The organism is Trinickia sp., assembly GCF_051954495.1.
Classification (GTDB): domain Bacteria; phylum Pseudomonadota; class Gammaproteobacteria; order Burkholderiales; family Burkholderiaceae; genus Trinickia.
The window spans coordinates 33,886-51,942 of the sequence record NZ_JBQCHR010000169.1; the positions used below are offsets into that span (position 1 = coordinate 33,886).

The 18,057-nt window shown below is 64.9% G+C and carries 14 protein-coding genes and 2 riboswitches; of the genes, 4 read left to right on the top strand and 10 right to left on the bottom strand.

Annotated features, from left to right (window positions below):
* Positions 1-45: 45 nt before the first annotated feature.
* The 9 genes from ACTHNR_RS23590 to xylF form a co-directional block, all read right to left on the bottom strand.
* A complete protein-coding gene (locus ACTHNR_RS23590; protein WP_440550718.1) occupies positions 46-2,526 on the bottom strand; it encodes a family 20 glycosylhydrolase in 2,481 nt (826 codons plus the stop codon).
* Positions 2,527-2,906: 380 nt separating this feature from the next.
* Complete coding sequence (locus ACTHNR_RS23595; protein ID WP_440550720.1) at positions 2,907-3,674, bottom strand: hypothetical protein; 768 nt, start codon at positions 3,672-3,674, stop codon at positions 2,907-2,909.
* A gap of 157 nt (positions 3,675-3,831) precedes the next feature.
* On the bottom strand, positions 3,832-4,989 hold the full coding sequence (locus tag ACTHNR_RS23600; protein WP_440550722.1) for a fumarylacetoacetate hydrolase family protein: 1,158 nt from the start codon (positions 4,987-4,989) through the stop codon (positions 3,832-3,834).
* A 32-nt stretch (positions 4,990-5,021) separates the two neighbouring features.
* Positions 5,022-6,806, bottom strand: a complete 1,785-nt coding sequence (locus ACTHNR_RS23605) for an IlvD/Edd family dehydratase (protein WP_440550723.1) — start codon at positions 6,804-6,806, stop codon at positions 5,022-5,024.
* A gap of 30 nt (positions 6,807-6,836) precedes the next feature.
* On the bottom strand, positions 6,837-7,721 hold the full coding sequence (locus tag ACTHNR_RS23610; protein WP_440550724.1) for an SMP-30/gluconolactonase/LRE family protein: 885 nt from the start codon (positions 7,719-7,721) through the stop codon (positions 6,837-6,839).
* On the bottom strand, positions 7,721-8,491 hold the full coding sequence (locus ACTHNR_RS23615) for an SDR family NAD(P)-dependent oxidoreductase (RefSeq protein WP_440550726.1): 771 nt from the start codon (positions 8,489-8,491) through the stop codon (positions 7,721-7,723). Before ACTHNR_RS23615 ends, ACTHNR_RS23610 begins: the two co-directional genes overlap by 1 nt.
* 66 nt (positions 8,492-8,557) lie before the next feature.
* Positions 8,558-9,748 carry a sugar ABC transporter permease gene (locus ACTHNR_RS23620; protein WP_440550728.1) on the bottom strand — a complete coding sequence of 397 codons (1,191 nt, stop codon included), beginning with the start codon at positions 9,746-9,748 and terminating at the stop codon, positions 8,558-8,560.
* Entirely contained in the window at positions 9,745-11,316 is a 1,572-nt protein-coding gene (xylG, locus tag ACTHNR_RS23625; RefSeq protein WP_440550730.1) for a D-xylose ABC transporter ATP-binding protein, read from the bottom strand. Before xylG ends, ACTHNR_RS23620 begins: the two co-directional genes overlap by 4 nt.
* 120 nt (positions 11,317-11,436) lie before the next feature.
* Positions 11,437-12,465 (bottom strand): D-xylose ABC transporter substrate-binding protein, encoded by a 1,029-nt coding sequence (xylF, locus tag ACTHNR_RS23630; protein WP_440550732.1) that lies wholly within the window; start codon positions 12,463-12,465, stop codon positions 11,437-11,439.
* 350 nt (positions 12,466-12,815) lie between these two features.
* On the opposite strand from xylF, the gene ACTHNR_RS23635 reads away from it, so the two are divergent.
* Together ACTHNR_RS23635 and ACTHNR_RS23640 are read left to right on the top strand one after the other, a co-directional pair.
* Positions 12,816-14,030, top strand: coding sequence for a XylR family transcriptional regulator (locus ACTHNR_RS23635; protein ID WP_440550734.1), 1,215 nt, complete (start codon positions 12,816-12,818; stop codon positions 14,028-14,030).
* Positions 14,031-14,053: 23 nt separating this feature from the next.
* Positions 14,054-15,136 carry an aldose epimerase family protein gene (locus ACTHNR_RS23640; RefSeq protein ID WP_440550736.1) on the top strand — a complete coding sequence of 361 codons (1,083 nt, stop codon included), beginning with the start codon at positions 14,054-14,056 and terminating at the stop codon, positions 15,134-15,136.
* 8 nt (positions 15,137-15,144) lie between these two features.
* Here the strand turns inward: ACTHNR_RS23640 and ACTHNR_RS23645 are convergent, their stop codons facing one another.
* A complete protein-coding gene (locus ACTHNR_RS23645; protein WP_440550738.1) occupies positions 15,145-15,813 on the bottom strand; it encodes a hypothetical protein in 669 nt (222 codons plus the stop codon).
* Positions 15,814-16,069: 256 nt separating this feature from the next.
* A riboswitch (glycine riboswitch) is annotated at positions 16,070-16,177 on the top strand.
* A 19-nt stretch (positions 16,178-16,196) separates the two neighbouring features.
* A riboswitch (glycine riboswitch) is annotated at positions 16,197-16,355 on the top strand.
* A 98-nt stretch (positions 16,356-16,453) separates the two neighbouring features.
* Between ACTHNR_RS23645 and gcvT the strand changes: the two genes are divergently transcribed.
* Entirely contained in the window at positions 16,454-17,572 is a 1,119-nt protein-coding gene (gene gcvT, locus ACTHNR_RS23650; RefSeq protein WP_440550740.1) for a glycine cleavage system aminomethyltransferase GcvT, read from the top strand.
* Positions 17,573-17,659: 87 nt separating this feature from the next.
* Positions 17,660-18,040, top strand: a complete 381-nt coding sequence (gene gcvH / locus ACTHNR_RS23655) for a glycine cleavage system protein GcvH (RefSeq protein ID WP_440550742.1) — start codon at positions 17,660-17,662, stop codon at positions 18,038-18,040.
* Positions 18,041-18,057 lie beyond the last annotated feature (17 nt).

An 18,057-nucleotide genomic window follows, 5' to 3' on the forward strand; every position in this document is an offset into this window, starting at 1 on the left:
ACATGCCCAGCTTCGATGCCTCCGATGCCGACGACGGCCGGTCGATCAATACCCCGTCAACGTGAACGTCGGCTGCCGATACCCAATGCCCGCGCGCGCAAGCTTCGGCAGTTCGCGCTGCATGAGAACTGTGGCGAATCCGGCCCAATCGCCGTTGAGCGCGGCCATGTTGACGTGATGCGTGACGCCGAGCTCGAAGCTCACGCCCGCGGCGTACGGCAGCTCCCAATCGGCTTTGTGCCACGCGCGTTCGGCCAGCGCCAGCAGACGCGGGTACACCATGTACTCGAGGAAGCGGTCGTTGCGCATAACTTCACCCCACGCTTGACCCTGTATGCCGTGGATCGCCGGCGCGGCGCCCGTGCCCGTCACTTGGAACGGATTGCCGTCGCGGTCGCCGAACACTTCGGCGTTCTGCGGCAAATTCTCCGGTGCGAACGAGAAGACCTTGTACTCGTCCGTCGCATGCGATCCCCAGTAGTAGCCGCGCTCATGCGGGTTCAGCGTGTACGGGAAGTCGAAGTAGAGATAGTCGGGCAGCGCGAGCACCGTCCGGAACCCTTTCGCGCCGTAGTCGCGCGTGCTGTCGGCGGCGCCCCAGAACACGGTGTCCCAGATGAGCGCGTTGACGTGGCGCGTGCTGAAATCTTGCGCGCCGGTCGCCCCCTTCAACCCGTCCTCCCATGCGCCCATCGTGTCGATGCCGTTCGCGGCGACTTGCGCGCTGACTTGCTTGGCCAAGCGCGTCGGCAGCTCATCGATCGATTTGATTTCGCCGCGGGCCAGCAACGCCGTGCAAGCGGGCGAGCGCGCCCAGGGCTTGTCCTGGATCGCGAGATCGATGCGGCCCTTGCCCGGGTCCGTTCCGTTCAGCGGCTGGAAGCCGGCGCCTAGGAAGATGTTCTTCGCCTCATCGCCGCCGAAGTACCAGCTGTGAAGGGGGACCTGCGCGTCCGCGTACATCGACGCGATTTCACGGATCACCTTCGACGTGAAGTTCAACGTGCCGGGCACGCACGGGTTCAGATCGCTGTGCCGGTCGTAGAACTGCACCGTGGTGAGGGTCGTGCTCTCTTGCGGATCGAGCACGCGATATTGCGCGGCCTCTTGTTCGCGTCCCTGCGCGTGCAGGCGACGGTAGCGCGCTTCCATCGACATGACGGCCGCGCGTGCGTGCGCGGGCATGTCAATTTCCGGAATGACTTCGACGAAATGGTCGGCTGCGTAGCGCAGCAGGCTCACGAAATCGTCGCGCGTCAGATAGCCGCCGCCCGATTGATTCTCGGGACCGGAGGCGAGTTCGGGCAGCAGGCAGTGGGTCTCGCTGGTGTCGAAGCAGCGGCGGCCGCCGACTTCCGTCAGCTCGGGTAGGCCCGGAATTTCGATCCGCCAGCCTTCGTCGTCCGATAAGTGCAGATGCAGGCGATTGAGTTTGTAGGCACTCATTTGGTCGATCAGACGGCGCAGCGTCGGCACGTGCTTGAAGTTGCGCGCGAGATCGACGTGCTCGCCGCGGTATGGGAAGCGCGGCGCATCTTCGATCAGCATCGCGGGGATGCGGCCCCCGCCGGCCGGCGACAGCGAGAACAACGTCTGCACGCCGTAGTAGACGCCCGCGGCATCGTAGCCTTCGATGAATACGCCGCGCGGCCCGATCGCTAGGCGGTAGCCGCCCGGTGTGGCGATGTCGGCGGGTAGGCGGCCGGGCGCGACGATGCCCACGACGGGAGTACGTGCGTCGTCGAGGCCCAGCGTTTGCGCTCGCTGGCGCAGCGCTTCGGTTTGCCCTGGCGATAGGTTCGCCAACATCAAACGCACGCCGCGCAGATCGAGTGCGCCGTCGAGCGGGCGTTCTCGTTTGACGCTCGGTAGCGCCCGATAAGCGATCGGCTGCGCGGCGACGGGCGGCGCGTTGCCTGTGGAGTTGTTTTGCGCGTCGGCGGGCAGCGATACGACGTAGCGCGTTTCGTCGTCCGTGTTGTCGAACTGCAAGATGGCCGGCGCCGCGCCGGGCACGACGACGAACGGGCGCGGCAGCAAATCGCTGAAGCGCAGATACCAGTATTCGCCGACGAACGGCAGCTCCACGCTTTGGCCCGGCGCAAGTTGCAGCGAGCCCGGCTGCGGCGCGAGTTCGTAGAGGTCGCCGGTCAAATGCTGGAGGGTGATGCCCGCATGGTCGATTTTCAGCAGGCGCCGAATGCTGTGCAGGTAGAGCTTCCAGCCGCCGGCCGAGATGGTTTGACGCCCCTGGTTCGTCAGGATCAGGCGGCCCGTTGCACATGTCGCCCAATCGGCGCCCAGATCGGCGCAGGGCGCCCCGACGGCCGCGCCGTGGTTGCTGTCGATGGCTATGCGCAAGGCGAGATCGTTTGCGAGTCGCGAGGCCAGTGCGGCTGGAGAAGCGGCTGTCGCGGCGCTCGTCTGCGTCGTCGTGGCCTGGGCCTGCGCCTGCGCGGCGAGCGGCGCGAGCGCCGCGATCGCGGCCATGAGGCCGGTGCGCAGGAAATGGGAAAGGCGATTCATGAAGGCTCCTCGGAAAAAAACGGCGATACGACGCCGCGTATTACGTCGCTGCGATCGGGTCTTTCAAGGAAGCTGGAACTGGGAAAAGCGGAGGGACGCGACGAGATGCGAAGCGGTCCCCTGGTGATCGAGGCAGATTTCACACCGATCCCTGCAGGATCTTAGGTGGACTTTGATTGGTATTCAAGTGGCATCGTTTTGGATGCAAAGTGGTATTTTTTACGCGCGTGGATCCGCCCACCACAGATTCCGGGCGAGCGAGACGAATGGAAGGGAGAGTGTGCCAGTTGCTACCCGGCTGCAACGCATTGTGAATTCACTGGAGGGGTACGCCGGCAAGGAAAGCTTCTTCTCCGGCTCGTGGGGCGGTGGCTAGACCTTCAAACGAATATCACGCGGGCGTCTCGCATTCGGATCGTTTCGACGCGTTTATTCTTCCGCCGCGGCGGCGTGACATAGAAGTGCTTCTCTTGCCCGGCGGCGCCCGTCCCTGAATGGACAGGCACCAAAACTACTTCCCCGTAGTAGCCAGCCGTCGTTCCCTTGAAGCCATAGTCCGCTTTCATGCGCCTCTGCAAATCGGCCGCTAGACTTCTTTCGCTCTTGAGCGCACTGCTCAGTGTTCCTTTCTCCAAATGATCGATCCATTCCGTTGGTGGGCCCGTAAAGCTGGCGCCCGCGCCGCTATAGCAAACGGGAAGGCGCAGCTCAGATTCGGAGGGCAGCGCTATGGTGCTAAGCACGGCGGCGGCCTCTGCGGTCGACCGAACTTCGCCGCCCTGCGCGCGACTCATAAAATTGAGGTTCCCGGCTAGCCCGTGGCCGGCGAAGTACACGCGCGGCCGTGGATTATTGATTCCTCGCAAGTCCATTCGGGTCTTTGACGAATTTGGCTGCGAGCGTGCCTCGAGGTAGGACAGCGCACGAAAACGGTCGGTGTTTTGTCCCTTGCCCAGCCCTTGCAGTTGGACCTTCGCCATCGCGTTGAATGCATCCCTTTGAGCGCTGTCCTTGAACACGGGCTTGAGCGGCAGCTTGCCTCGAGATAGCTTGTGCACGCTCATTCTTAGCGCCGTCCCGAACATCGCTTCAACATCGTCCAACGCCGAGGCGACATAGTGCCGGGTCATCTTGGGCTTGCAGGGCATAAGCGTTCTCGGGGGCGGGTGCGTTGCGGCCGACGACCGCAGGACGAACAGTGTATCGCTGTGCGCCTGGCCAGGCCGCCCGCGTAATCACCGCAAGCAGCCTTGGCCTTTGTCGAAAGCCACCATATGAGAAATTTCGCCCGGGTCCCGGCAGGCCCTACCTCACCCCGCGCGCGGCCAAATTGCGATACAGCGCTCGCACGCCGAATTGCCAAGGTGCAATCTGCGTCGACAATCTCACCGTGTTGACGAGCGCGCCTAGCTCCGGGGTCGAGATCGTCACGACATCGCCCAGGTGATGCGTGAAGCCGCCGCCCGCCGTATCGCGGTCCTTGATCGGGGAGAACATCGTGCCGAGGAACAGCATGAAGCCGTCCGGATACTGATGATGGGCGCCGCACGTCTGCGCGACGAGATCGAGCGGATCTCGGCTGATCTCGCGCATGTGACTCACCCCTTCGAGCACGAAGCCGTCTTCGCCGTCGATACGCAATGAAACGCTGGCCTCGCGCAGCGTATCGAGGGAGAAGCCTTCATCGAACAAACGGACGAACGGGCCGATCGCGCACGAGCCGTTGTTGTCCTTCGCTTTGCCGAGCAGCAGCGCCGAGCGGCCTTCGATATCGCGCAAGTTGACGTCGTTGCCGAGCGTTGCGCCGACGATCGTGCCCGCGGCGTTCACCGCCAGCACGATCTCGGGCTCCGGATTGTTCCACGCGGACGTTGGATACAGGCCGATGTCGGCCCCGAAACCCACGGCCGACATCGGCTGCGACTTCGTGAACACCTCGGCGTCTTCGCCGATCCCCACCTCCATGTATTGCGACCACGCGCCGCGCCGTTGTAGTTCTTCCTTCAAACGCAGCGCGGCCGGCGAACCCGGACGGATCTTCGCCAGGTCGGTGCCGATCAGCTCGTGCAGCGAGGCCCGAATGTCGGCCGCCCGCCCTGGATCGCCACCGGCTTGCTCTTCGATCACGCGCTCGAGCAGGCTCACCGCGAACGTCACGCCGCAAGCTTTGATCGCCTGCACGTCGCAAGGAGCGAGCAGGGAAGCTTCCGCGTTCGCGCCTTGGCCGAGCAGTGCTTGGACAGGCCCCAGCGCTTCGCCGGGCGCCGAACGCGCGAATGCGGCGACGTCGTCCCGATCGAATAGATCGCTCGTCGTCGGCGCGCTAGCGGTGATGTCGAACACTTCGCCGTTGCGCACGACGACGACGGATGGCCCGTCGATGGGCGCGCCGCGCCAAATGCGGCCGATGAGCAGCGCACGGTCGAGGTCGGAGGGCAGGCAGGCAGCGGGATCGATATGCATGTCGGTCAATGCTCGGAGTGATTGGATTTCGTTCAATGAGAATGGCGAGGATCGCCGCGCGTTTCGATCACTTTCAGATACAGCGTGGCGGGCTCCAGACAGCCGCCCGTCGAGAGCTGGCCGACGAATTGCCGATAGATCTCCTGCCAGGGCGTTTGCGATGCCGGAACAGCAGGCGCGCCTTCGGCGCGGCGCCGCTCGAGCTCCGCCTCGTCGACGAGCAGCTCGATGCGCCGCGCGTTCAGATCGACGCGTACGCGATCGTCCGTGCGCATCAGCGCGAGGCCGCCTCCCGCCGCCGATTCCGGCGACATGTTCAAGATCGACGGGCTGGCCGACGTACCGCTTTGACGCCCGTCGCCCATGCAAGGCAACGATGTGATGCCGCGCTTCACCAATTCCGCCGGGGGCGCCATGTTGACGACTTCGGCGCTGCCCGGGTAGCCGAGCGTCCCGCAGCCGCGCATGACCAAGATGCAGTGCTCGTCGATTTTGAGCGAAGGATCGTCGATGCGGGCGCGGTAGTCCTCGGGACCGTCGAAGACGATGGCGCGCGCCTCGAACGCGTTCTCGGCGCCCGGTTCGCTGAGGTAAGTCTTGCGGAAGGCATCGCCCACGACCGACATCTTGATGATCGCACTGTCGAAGAAGTTGCCCGACAGCACGATGAAGCCAGCGCCGTGCTTCAACGGCTCGGCGTACGGACGAATGACATCGCCGTCGGCTTGCGGCGCCTGCTCCACGATTTCATCGATCGTGCGGCCCGATACAGTCAGGCAATCGCCATGCAGCAAGCCGGCCTGCGCAAGCTGCCGCAGAACGGCCGGCACGCCGCCCGCGCGATGGAAGCTCTCGCCCAGGTATTCCCCCGCCGGCATGCAGTTGGCGAGCAGCGGCACGTCGGCGCCCAGGCGCTGCCAGTCGTCGAGCGACAGTTCAATGCCCATGTGCCGCGCGATGGCGATCAGATGCGGCGGGCAATTGGTCGATGCGCCGAGCGCGGACGCCACGACGATCGCATTCTCGAACGCCTCGCGCGTGAGGATCTTCGATGGCCGCACGTCCTCGCGCACGAGATCCACGATGCGCTTGCCCGTCACGTACGCCATCTGCCCCCGCTCCCGGTAGGCGGCCGGAATCGACGCGCAGCCGGGCAGCGACATCCCGAGCGCTTCGGCCAGGCTGTTCATCGACAGAGCGGTGCCCATCGTATTGCAGTGACCGATCGAGGGGGAGGCCGCCGCCGTGAGCTGCATGAAGCCTTCGTAATCGATGTCGCCGGCAGCGAGCAGATTGCGCGCATGCCAAATCACCGTGCCCGAACCTACGCGCTTGCCGTCGAACCAGCCGTCGAGCATGGGGCCGCCCGAGAGCACGATGGCCGGCATGTCGACCGTCGCCGCCGCCATGAGGCACGCGGGCGTCGTCTTGTCGCAGCCTGTCGTCAGCACCACGCCGTCGAGCGGATAGCCGTGCAAGATCTCGACGAGCCCCAGGTAGGCGAGATTGCGGTCCAGCGCGGCGGTGGGCCGGCGGCTTTGCTCGGCGAGCGGGTGAACGGGGAACTCCATCGGAATGCCGCCCGCGTCGCGGATGCCGGCCTTCGTACGGGCGGCGAGCTCGATGTGGTGGCGATTGCAGGGCGCGAGATCGCTGCCCGTCTGCGCAATCCCAATGATCGGCCGGCCCGACTGCAGTTCCTCGCGCGTCAGTCCGTAGTTCATGAAGCGCTCGACGTACAGCGCGGTCATATCCGCGTGTGTCGGATCGTCGAACCAATTTTGGCTGCGCAGCCTGCGCGGGGGCGTGGGTGACATGAGTGTTCTTTTCTCCAAAATGACGCGCCGTTACCGCGAGCGCGCGAGGCCGCGCGTGAGCACGTTTTGCGGCAGGCCAGGTACCGGCGAACGAAACGCAAACAGCCCGCCCGCGAGCGTCTCGCGTTCGCGCTGGCTTGCGCTCAAGCCCTTTTGCGCGGTAGTGACGTACGCGGTACGCAGGTCGTCGCCGCCAAATACCAGCTTCGTGATGTTCGAGCACGGAAAGGCGACAGTATCGATCTGCGCGCCGTCGCTCGAATAGCGTTCGATACATCCGCCGCCGAAAAGTGCGATCCACAGGCAACCTTGCGCATCGACGGCCATGCCGTCGGGGTGTGCCGTGCCTTGGACGCGGATGAACGCTCGCTTGTTCGAGAGCGCGCCGCGCTCGTCCACGTCGAAGGCGTAGACGGTGCGGCCGAGCGTATCCGTGTGATAAAGCGTGCGCCGGTCGGGGCTCATCGCCGGCCCGTTCGTGATCGCGTAGCCATCGTCGCGCATTTGCACCTTGCCTTTCTCGTCCACGCGATACAGCGCGCCGGTGGGGGCGTTTTCCGCATCGTCCATCGAACCGAACCATAGGTGGCCCGTTGGATCGACAAAGCCATCGTTCAGACGGTTCGCGCCACGCTCGGGCTCGACATCTACGAGCTTCTCGAAGGCGCCGGCGCGCGCATCGAATCGATAGAGGCCCCGGCGCAACCCGCAGACGAACGAGCCGTCGGATGTCGGGGCGATGAAACACGGCTCGCTCGGCGCCGGCCAGGTCATCGTTTCGCGCGTCTCGGCGCTGTACCGGTGCACCTGCTTGCGCTTGATGTCGACAAAATAGACTGCTTTATCGATGCGGCTCCATACGGGCCCCTCGCCGAGTTCGGCGCCCAAGGGCCATATGCATTCGGGTGAAATCATCAGGATGCTCCATACCATCCCGCATCGACGAAGTATTCGCGCCCCGAGCATCGCGATCCGTCGTCCGATGCGAGAAACAAGGCCATGCGTGCGACATGCTCGGGCTCGACCCGCTCGGGCAAGCATTGGTCCGCGACGAGCTTCGCCTCCGTTTCGGGCGATTGCCACAGCTTCATCTGCCTCGGCGTCCGGACGGCGCCCGGGATGATCGCGTTCACGCGAATACCGAAGACGCCGAGCTCGCGGGCCAGTGCGCGGGTGAGCCCTTCGATGCCGGCTTTCGCCGTCATGTAAATCGATAAGCTCGGCAGCGCAAGGTGCCACGAGATCGAACCGAGATTCAGAATCACTCCGTTTCCTGCAGCCTTCATGCCGGAGGCGGCGTTCTGCGCGCAAAAAAATTGGTGCCGCAAGTTCACCGCGATTCGCTCGTCCCAGTAAGCGGGGGTAATCGAGCCGAACGTGTGCCGGTCGTCGTTGGCCGCGTTATTGACGAGCACGTTGATCGGGCCCGCTTCGGCGCAGATCGCCGCGAAAACGGCGGCGATGGCGTCCGTATCGCGCAAGTCGCAGCGATGGAAAGCCGGGGGATGCGCGCAATCGCGCAACCGTTCGGCCAGCGCGTGCGAGTCGGCTTCGGCAATATCGAGGAAGAACACGCGCGCCCCTTGCTGCGCGAATGCTTCGACGATGGCGGCGCCGATGCCGCTGCCGCCGCCGGTAACGACAACGGTCTTATCGGCCAAGCTCGGATAGATGGCGTACGACATGCGAAATTCCACGGTTGAAGAAATTGCCGCCCGCGAGGGGCGGATGTTGCGTTGCAGCGACGGCGCTTACCGCCGGTTCGTGCGCGAGACGACGTCGATCCAGACGGCGAGCACTAGGATGGCTCCCTTGGCGATCATCTGCCAATAGGCATCGACGTCGAGCATCGACATGCCGTTGTCGAGGCTCGCCATGACGAGTGCGCCGATCAGCGCGCCGTAGACGGTGCCCGACCCGCCGCGCATCGACGTGCCGCCGATGAAGCATGCAGCAATGGCGTCGAGTTCGCCCATCGTGCCGGCCGACGGCGAGCCCGCGGCGAGGCGCGCCGTATTGACGATCCCGGCGAAGGCGCACATGAGCCCCATCAAGGCGAAGATGGCGAGCTTGACCCGGTTCGTGTCGACGCCCGACAAGCGCGTCGCTTCCAGGTTCGATCCCACCGAGTAGATGCGCCGGCCGAAGACCGTTTGGGTCGCGACCCAGGTGAAGACGCCGAGCAGGATCAGGACGAGCAGCACCGGCACCGGGATCCCCCCATAGCTGTTCAGCGTGGCCATGAATGCGACGATGATCACGCCCGCACCGACGATTTTCGCCCCTTCTTGCCATAGCGCCGGCACGGGTAGGTCGTAGCGGCGGCGGTTGCCGCGCTGGCGTGCCGTCACGACCGTCAGCACGGCGAACAGCAGCAGCGCGAGCGCATCGCCGGCGAGGCGCGGCAGATAGCCCTGCCCGAGAAAGACGAAGCGGTCCGAAACAGGCGCGATCGTCGAGCCGCCGGTGATGCCAAGCAGTACGCCGCGGTAGGCGAGCATGCCGCCCAGGCCGACGATGAACGAAGGTACCCGCCGATAGGTGGAAAGCCAGCCGTTGACGAGACCCGCCACGACGCCGAGGACCATCACGACGGGGATCGTCGCCTCGATCGGCCAGCCGCGGTTGGCGTCGAGAATCGCCGCGATGCCGCCGAGCAGGCCGAGGAGCGAGCCCACCGACAGATCGATTTCGCCGGCGATGATGACGAACACCATGCCGCAGGCCAGCATGCCGCTGATCGCCATTTGCCGCAGCAGATTCGACAGGTTGCGCGGCGTGGCGAAGGCGCCGTGCGTGAGCACGGTGAAAAACAGCCAAATCAGCGCGACGGCGAACAGCAGCGCGAGAATCTTGTAGCGCGCGAACCATTGGCGAATGCGGTCCGCGCCGCCGGGGCCGGCGGCGTCTTGCGGGCGAGCGGAAGAGATGTCCGGTGTCATGCTGAAGCCGTTTCGTGGGAGTGAGAGGCCGCGCGCCGGGGCGTCGGTTCGATGGCGGCCGTGAGAATCGCCTCTTGCGTGAGGCCGTCGTTGAGGAAATCGCCGCGTAGTTCGCCCTCGCCGATGACGAGGACGCGGTCGCTCAAGCCGAGCACTTCCGGCAGTTCGGACGATACGACGACGATTGCCATGCCTTGTTTGGCGAGCGCAAAAATGAGCTTGTAGATCTCGTACTTCGCGCCGACGTCGACGCCGCGCGTGGGCTCGTCGAGGATCAGCACCTTCGGTTCGGTCAGCAGCACGCGCGTGAGCACGGCCTTTTGCTGATTGCCGCCCGAGAGGTTCGCAATCGACAGCAGCGGATGCGCCGCGCGCACCGACAGCTGTTTCATCGATTTGTGAATCGTGTCGAGTTCGGCGGCCGCGTCGATCGCGCCGCGCTTAACGAAGCGCTTGAGCACGGAAAGCGTGATGTTGTGGCCCACGCCGAGATCGGGCACGATGCCGTGCGCCTTGCGATCCTCGGGCGCGAGGCCGATGCCGGCGCGGATGGCGTCGGCGGGCGAGCGCACGGCGATCGTCTTGCCCTCGACGATGACCGTCGCGCGGCTCGTGCCCGGATAGGCGCCGAAGATCGCCTGCATGAGCTCGGTGCGTCCCGAGCCGACGAGCCCGGCCACGCCGAGGATCTCCCCGCGGCGGACGCTGAACGAAATGTCGTCGACGCGCTTGCGGCGCGGGTTCGTCACGTCGAAGCAGGTGACGTTGCGCGCTTCGAGCACGACCTCGCCGATCTCGTGCGGCTCGCGCGGAAAGAGGTTCGTGATTTCTCGTCCGACCATCAAAGCGACGATGCGCGGCGCGCTCATCTGAGCGAGCGGCGCCGTTTCGACGTGCCGGCCGTCGCGGATGACGGTGACCGTATCGCAGACAGCCTCGACTTCGTCGAGTTTGTGCGAAATGTAGATGCAGGCCACGCCGCGCCGTTTGAGGTCGCGCACGATGTCGAGCAAGATGCGCGTTTCGGCCGCGGTGAGCGAGGAAGACGGCTCGTCGAGAATCAAAAGCCGCGCATCCTTGTTCAGCGCCTTCGCGATTTCGATCAGCTGCTGGTGTCCGCCGCCGTAATTCATGACCGGCTGCGCGACGTTGATGCCCTCGATCCCGAGGCTGCGCAGCAATTCGTCGGCGCGTTGATGCATCGCCGCGTAGTTCATGCGCGCGCCGGGCAGCGTGATCTCGTTGCCGAGAAAGATGTTTTCGGCCACCGAGAGCTCGGGCACGAGCATGAGCTCCTGGTGAATGATGACGATGCCGGCGCGCTCGGTGTCGCGCACGCTCGATGCAGTCAAGGGCGCACCGTCCCACAGGATTTCGCCGTCCCAAGTGCCATGCGGGTAGACGCCCGACACGATCTTCATGAGGGTCGACTTGCCTGCGCCGTTCTCGCCGCACAGGCCCACGCATTCGCCGGGGGCGACCGAGAGATCGATGCCGTCGAGCGCCTTCACGCCCGAAAACGTCTTGACGATGCCTTTGAGCGACAGCAACGGTTGTGCTTGCGCCATGCGTCTCGTTCCTTTCTTCTACCAAAAATGCGCCGATGCCCTCGCTCGCGCGGCCGTCGTCGAAAGACAGGACGGCCGCGCGCGCTCGGGTGTTCAGCGGCGCGCGGGGCGAACAGCGCCTTATTGGCTCGAGAGCTGCGCTTGCGTGTAGAAGCCGTCCTTGACGACGACGTCGACGTTCTTCTTGGTCAGCAAGATCGGCTGGAGCAGCACGGTGTCGACCTTCTTTTTGCCGTTGTCGTACTGCGAATTGAACGCGGGCTTTTGACCCTTGACGAGGTCGACCGCGAGCTTGGCGGCTTCGCTGGCGATCAGTTTGATCGGCTTGTAGACGGTCATGGTCTGCGTGCCGGCGATCACACGCTTGACGGCCGCCAGATCGGCGTCCTGGCCCGAAACGGGCACCTTGCCCGCGAGCTTTTGCGCGGCCAGCGCTTGAATCGCTCCGCCGGCCGTGCCGTCGTTGGACGCCACGATTGCGTCGATCTTGTTGCCGTTGGCCGTGAGGGCGTCCTCGACGATGCGCAGCGCCGTTGCCGCGCTCCATTCAGGCACCCATTGCTGCCCCACGACCTTGATGTCGCCGCGATCGATCGCGGGTTTGAGCACCTTCAACTGGCCTTCGCGCAGCATCTTCGCGTTGTTGTCGGTCGGCGCGCCGCCGAGCAGGAAGTAGTTGCCCTTCGGTTGCGCGTCGTACACGCCCTTGGCCTGCAGTTCGCCCACCTTCTCGTTGTCGAACGAGATATAGGCATCGACGTCTGCATCGAGGATCAGTCGATCGTAGGAGATGACCTTGATGCCGGCCTTCTTCGCTTCGGCCACGACGTTGCCGAGCGTCTTCGAATTGAACGGCACGATGACGATGGCATCGACGCCGCGCGAGATCAGGTTTTCGATCTGCGAGATCTGACGCTCTTCGCTGGCATCCGCGGACTGCACGGAGACGGTCGCGCCCAGTTTCTGCGCCGCGGCGACGAAGTAATCGCGATCGCGCGACCAGCGCTCGACGCGCAGATCGTCGATGCAAAAGCCGATCACGGGATGGTCCTTGCTCGCATGCGCGAGCGGCGCGGCGAGCGTCAAGCCCGCTAGCACCGCGCTCGCGACGAGCGAACCTAAGATGGAACGACGCTTTGCGAATGCCATGTCTCCACTCCTTGTTGTCTATATTGGGCGTCGCCTGTTTTCATCGGTCGGTCGGACGGCGCGCGCGCGGCGACTCGCGCGGCCGTCTCGAAGTGCGGCCATGGTGCAGCGGCGGCGCGTGGGCCACAATTGCGAAATTGCGCAGCGCGGGTAACGTTTCTTGCCGACGCGCCCGCCGGCCTGCGCATCGACGGCATTCCCGCCTAGAATCGCGGAATGCACCGAAAAGCAACGAACGGAGACAAAGCCATGCGCGAGGTGGAACGCGCGATAGAACAAGGCGCGCACGCCTGCTGCGGCCGCGGTTTCGGTTTCGGCTGCGGCTTGGCCTTCGGCGAAAGGCCGCGGCGATGACCAAATCGCCCGCCCCGCGCAAGGCGCACCGCATCGCGCTGCTGTTCAACGCGAACAAGGTCTACGACCGCGAGATCATCACGGGCGTGGGCCAATATCTGCTGTCCACGCGCGTGGGCTGGAATCTTTTTCTCGAAGAAGACTTCCGCTGCCGTTTGGCGGGCATCGAGCGCTTCGACGGCGACGGCATCATCGCCGACTTCGACGACCCGGCCGTCAGCGAGGCGCTGGCCGATTGCCCGCTGCCGGTCGTGGCCGTCGGTTCGTCGTTCGCCGACCCGGCTCACTATCCGAGCGGCGTGCCTTATATCGCGACGGACAACCTCAAGCTCGTCTCGCTGGCCTACACGCACCTGATCGAGGCGGGCCTGCGCAATTTCGCGCTTTACAGCCTGCCGCTGGCGAACGAGCACCGCTGGGCGTATCAGCGCGAGCTGGCATTCGCGCAATTGCGTGAAGCCGACGGCCGCACGCGCGAGCAGATCGACGGCGAGATCTATCGCGGGCTATCGACGAGCGCGCCCACGTGGAACCAAGCGATCGACCAGCTCACGCAGTGGCTCGCTGCGCTGCCCAAGCCGGTCGGCATCATCGCCGTCACCGACGCCCGTGCGCGGCACTTGCTGCAAGCGTGCCTGATCGCCGGCATCCCGGTGCCCGAGGACGTGGCGATCATCGGCATCGACAACGATCCGCTCACGCGTACGCTCACGCGCATCCCGTTGTCGTCGGTGATTCAAGGCACCGAGGAAATGGGCCGCACCGCGGCGCACCTGCTGCATCAAATGCTGCATGGCGCGCGTTTCGCCGGCCGCACGATTCTCGTGCCGCCGGTCGGCATCAACGTACTGGAGTCGACCAAGCATCAGCCGCTCGCGAGCCCCTACGTCGCCCGCGCCCGGCATTTCATCCGGCAGTACGCGTGCCAAGGCATCCGCACCGAGCAAGTGGCCGACTACGTGGGCGTGTCGCGCTCGTCGCTGGAAGAATATTTCCGGCGCGAGTTGCAATGCACCGTGCATCAGGAGATCCTTCGGCAAAAGCTCGACGCGGCCAAGGCGCTGCTCGTCAAGCGCGACGTGTCGAGCGCCGACGTCGCCGTGCGCTGCGGTTTCAAATCGGTGCAGTATCTGCACGCGGTGTTTCGCCGCGAACTCGGCTGCACGCCGCGCGAATACCAAGAGCGCGCGAGCGCACAGGCGCACGCTTGAAATTTCAACCTTCCTATGTCGCTATGATCAGCACAGCCAAGTTGTCGCATGAACCGTGGGGCGCGTTGCCCAACGGCCAAACCGTCCATCTCTTCACGCTGCGCAACGCGCACGGTATGCGCGTGTCCGTCAGCGAACTCGGGGGTACGATCGTTTCGTGGATGGCGCCGGATCGGGCGGGGCGGCTCGGCGACATCGTGCTCGGGCACGATACGCCCGAGCAATACTGGGAAGCGAAGGGCTACTTCGGCGCGCTCATCGGCCGCTGGGCCAATCGCATCGCAGGCGGTCGTTTTATGCTCGACGGAATCGAGTACAACGTCGATCGCAACGAGGGGGACAATTTGCTGCATGGCGGCGCGACGGGATTTCACCGCGCGATCTGGCAGGCGAGCGAAGACGACGGCGCGCTCGTCCTGCGGCTGGAATCGGAGGAAGGCGACGCCGGGTTCCCGGGGAACGTGAGCGTCGAAGTGCGCTACACGCTCGACGACGAGGGCGAGCTCACGATCGACTATCGCGCGCGCACCGATGCCCCCACGCCGCTCAATCTGACGAATCACGCTTATTTCAATCTGGCGGCGCAAACCGGCGCGGACGTCACGGGTCACATGCTATCGATCGACGCCGACGCGTTCTTCGAGGTCGACGCAACGCTCATTCCGTTGCGGCAGACGGCCGTGGCCGGCACGGCGTTCGATTTTCGCGAGGCCGCGCCGATCGGCGCGCGGCTCGACTGGCCGCACGATCAGATCGCGCTCGCGCGCGGCTTCGATCATTGCTATGTGCTTAGCGACGGCCAGGTTTCGGCTCGAAACGAAAAGGGGCCTCGGCCCGTGCGCGAGGTCGCCAAACTCTACGATCCGGCTAGCGGCCGGTCGATGACGGTGTCCACCGACCAGCGTGGTTTGCAGCTATACACGGGCAACTATCTGGACGGCGTACCCGGCCGCCAGGGCGGCACGTATGCGCGGCACGCGGGGCTTTGCCTCGAAGCAGGCGGCTTCCCGAATCAGATCAACATGGCGGATCGGGAAGACGTGATCTCGCGCGCCGACAAACCCTATCGGCAGGTGACGAAGTACCGCGTGGGCGTGCGCGGTTAAGTCGCGGCCTACGACACGCGGACATACCGGCACACCTCGTGTTCGGCGCGAATGCCGGGGTGCTCGCGCGTCGTTTGCCAGAGCGGCGACGTGCCCGTGCTGCCCTGCTGCCCGTAGTGACCGCGCGCGACGGCCTCGCGATGGGCGTCGGCGCTCGTCCAGCGCGAGAAGTTCAGCACCGTGGCCTCGTCGTGCGTGGCGAAGAAATTCGCCGAAATCAATCCGCCAGGCGGCTCCGCGTCGCCGTTCAGCGCCAGCAAGACCCGGTCGATCCAACTTGTCTGAATGCGGGCGTCCGGTTTTTCGAGCGGCTGGCGCACGAGCACGAGGCAATCGCCCGGCCCGCTGCGGCCGGACGTCCACGCGCCGGCCGGCACGGCCACGTCGACCCACTCGGGCGTGGCGTCCCCGCGCAGCGGCTCGATGGCGTGCGCGATGGCGTCGACGACCGTGCGCTCGGCCGCTTCGAAGCGAACCACGCGCCAGGCGGCGACGAACAGCAAGGCTTCGGTGTCGACGTCACGGAATACGTCGGCCAGCGTACCGGTCGGGACGGTGCGCGCGCGCTCGACGAGCGGCGTCATCGCGCGTTCCAGCGCTTGACTCGAAGCGAAGCGCACGCGGCCCGCGGCCAATAGGCGAATGTCGGGGTCGGTGCAGCAAAATCGGTTCGACATAAAGCTTTCCTCCTCTGTGTTGCCGCGGGCGCGTCTCGCCTACGCCGCTCTTCCTGAGACGAGGCTGCACGCGCCGCTATTCCCGTCGAACATCGCAGTGGACAGAGCGGCGCGTTCGTAGTTCGTCGCGCACATCGCTAAGTTAGCGCGTCTTCGCTCAGCCTGCTGGATTGCATCGCACATTCCTGCTCACATTTGTCTCGCACGCCTGTCCAATGTCGCGATTTGACAACCCCCTGTCGCTCGCGTAAATTTCGCGCACGCGTCGGGAGAGCGTGTCCTCGGTAGGGTTTTGATCCGCCGGCGGGCGCCGCCGAAGGGGCACACCCACAAACTCTCAGGCAAAAGGACCGACCGCGTCGAAAGGCCCGCCACCCGGCAGCTTTTCGCACTCTGGAGAGCGGCGATAGCTCGCCCACGCAGCGTTCACGACGCCGCGGTGCGCGAGCCGGTCACCCACCGAAGGGGCGCGCGCAATATTCGGCAACGCATAGCGTTCCGGCTAGCGCAATCTCTCAGGTACCGAGGACAGAGGGGTCATGCACCGCATGTGCGCCAGGCGTTCGAGCATTCGAGCCCAGCGCGTCGGCCGGCATGGCCCTTTTTTGTTTTCGCGAAACCTTTGCGCGCCGAGGCCCAGATGACCGAACTGAAACACACCCCGCTGAACGCTACCCACCGTGCCCTCAATGCGCGCATGGTCGATTTCGGCGGCTGGGACATGCCCGTCAACTACGGCTCGCAGATCGACGAGCATCAAGCCGTCCGTACCGATGCCGGTATGTTCGACGTCTCGCATATGTGCGTCGTCGACTTCACGGGTGCGCGCGCCCGCGCTTTCTTCGAATACGCGATCGCCAACAACGTCGGCAAGCTGCAAACGCCCGGTCGTGCACTGTATTCGTGCATGTTGAACGAGCAGGGCGGCGTGATCGACGATCTGATCGTTTACTTTTTCTCCGATGATTTCTTCCGCGTGGTCGTCAATGCCGGCACGGCGGACAAAGATATCGCTTGGTTCGGCCGCTTGAACGCCGAGCGCGGCTTCGGTTTGACCATCACGCCGCGCCGCGACTTCGCGATCGTCGCCGTGCAGGGCCCGAATGCGCGCGCCAAGGTCTGGCAAGTGCTGCCGACGGCGCGCGAGGCGACCGAAGCGCTCAAGCCGTTCAACGCGGCGCGCGCGAACATCGCCCCGTACGGCGAACTGACGATCGCCCGCACGGGCTACACGGGCGAGGACGGTTTCGAAATCGTCGTACCGGCCGCGCAGGTCGTCGCGCTGTGGCAAGCGCTGCAAGGCGCGGGCGTGCGCCCTTGCGGGCTCGGCGCGCGCGACACGCTGCGTCTCGAAGCGGGCATGAACCTGTACGGGCAAGACATGGACGAAGGCGTCTCGCCGCTCGACGCGGGCCTTGCTTGGACGGTCGATTTGTCGGCCCCCCGCGAATTCGTGGGCCGCGCCGCACTGGAGCGGGACGGCACGCAAAAGGATTTCGTGGGTCTGATCCTGCAAAAGGAAAACGGCAAGGCCGGCGGCGTTCTGCGCGCGCATCAGAAGGTCGTCACACCGCATGGCGAAGGCGAAATTACGAGCGGAACGTTCTCGCCGTCCATGCAAGAATCGATCGCGTTCGCGCGCGTGCCCAAGGGCGTGCGCCCCGGCGACGTGGTGCAAGTCCAAATTCGGGACAAAGCGCTTCCCGCAAGCGTGGTAAAACTGCCGTTCGTGCGCAACGGCAAGGTGCTTGCCGCGTAAAACGCCGCCCTGCGCGCGTGTTTCGGTCCCTACACTTGGCTTAAGGCCGCCCTATTCAACGCATTTCCTTTTCACCAGGAGCAACACATGAGCAACGTTCCGGCCGATCTGAAGTACACCGAGGAACACGAGTGGGTCAAAGCCGAAGCGGACGGCACCGTGACAGTCGGCATTACCGACCACGCGCAAGAAACGCTGGGCGACATCGTTTTCCTCGAACTGCCGGCGGTGGGCAAGACGATTGCGGCGGGTGATGCGATCGGCGTCGTCGAATCGGTGAAGGCCGCTTCGGATATCTACTCGCCCGTCTCGGGCGAGGTGGTCGAGATCAACGAAGCGCTGGTCGACACGCCCGATGCGGTCAACCAGGATGCCTACGCCAGCTGGCTCTTCAAAGTGAAGCTCGCGGCCGGTTCGTCGATCGACAAGCTGCTCGACGCCGACGGCTATCAAAAGCTCGTAGGCTGACCTTTTTCTCCCGTTCC

What these genes read in the sequence shown, in the direction of transcription:
- gcvH (WP_440550742.1), top strand. Translation starts at nt 17,660, where the DNA reads ATGAGCAACGTTCCGGCCGATCTGAAGTACACCGAGGAACACGAGTGG.
- ACTHNR_RS23620 (WP_440550728.1), bottom strand. Translation starts at nt 9,748, where the DNA reads ATGACACCGGACATCTCTTCCGCTCGCCCGCAAGACGCCGCCGGCCCC.
- xylG (WP_440550730.1), bottom strand. Translation starts at nt 11,316, where the DNA reads ATGGCGCAAGCACAACCGTTGCTGTCGCTCAAAGGCATCGTCAAGACG.
- ACTHNR_RS23595 (WP_440550720.1), bottom strand. Translation starts at nt 3,674, where the DNA reads ATGCCCTGCAAGCCCAAGATGACCCGGCACTATGTCGCCTCGGCGTTG.
- ACTHNR_RS23640 (WP_440550736.1), top strand. Translation starts at nt 14,054, where the DNA reads ATGATCAGCACAGCCAAGTTGTCGCATGAACCGTGGGGCGCGTTGCCC.
- ACTHNR_RS23600 (WP_440550722.1), bottom strand. Translation starts at nt 4,989, where the DNA reads ATGCATATCGATCCCGCTGCCTGCCTGCCCTCCGACCTCGACCGTGCG.
- ACTHNR_RS23605 (WP_440550723.1), bottom strand. Translation starts at nt 6,806, where the DNA reads ATGTCACCCACGCCCCCGCGCAGGCTGCGCAGCCAAAATTGGTTCGAC.
- ACTHNR_RS23610 (WP_440550724.1), bottom strand. Translation starts at nt 7,721, where the DNA reads ATGATTTCACCCGAATGCATATGGCCCTTGGGCGCCGAACTCGGCGAG.
- gcvT (WP_440550740.1), top strand. Translation starts at nt 16,454, where the DNA reads ATGACCGAACTGAAACACACCCCGCTGAACGCTACCCACCGTGCCCTC.
- xylF (WP_440550732.1), bottom strand. Translation starts at nt 12,465, where the DNA reads ATGGCATTCGCAAAGCGTCGTTCCATCTTAGGTTCGCTCGTCGCGAGC.
- ACTHNR_RS23590 (WP_440550718.1), bottom strand. Translation starts at nt 2,526, where the DNA reads ATGAATCGCCTTTCCCATTTCCTGCGCACCGGCCTCATGGCCGCGATC.
- ACTHNR_RS23635 (WP_440550734.1), top strand. Translation starts at nt 12,816, where the DNA reads ATGACCAAATCGCCCGCCCCGCGCAAGGCGCACCGCATCGCGCTGCTG.
- ACTHNR_RS23615 (WP_440550726.1), bottom strand. Translation starts at nt 8,491, where the DNA reads ATGTCGTACGCCATCTATCCGAGCTTGGCCGATAAGACCGTTGTCGTT.
- ACTHNR_RS23645 (WP_440550738.1), bottom strand. Translation starts at nt 15,813, where the DNA reads ATGTCGAACCGATTTTGCTGCACCGACCCCGACATTCGCCTATTGGCC.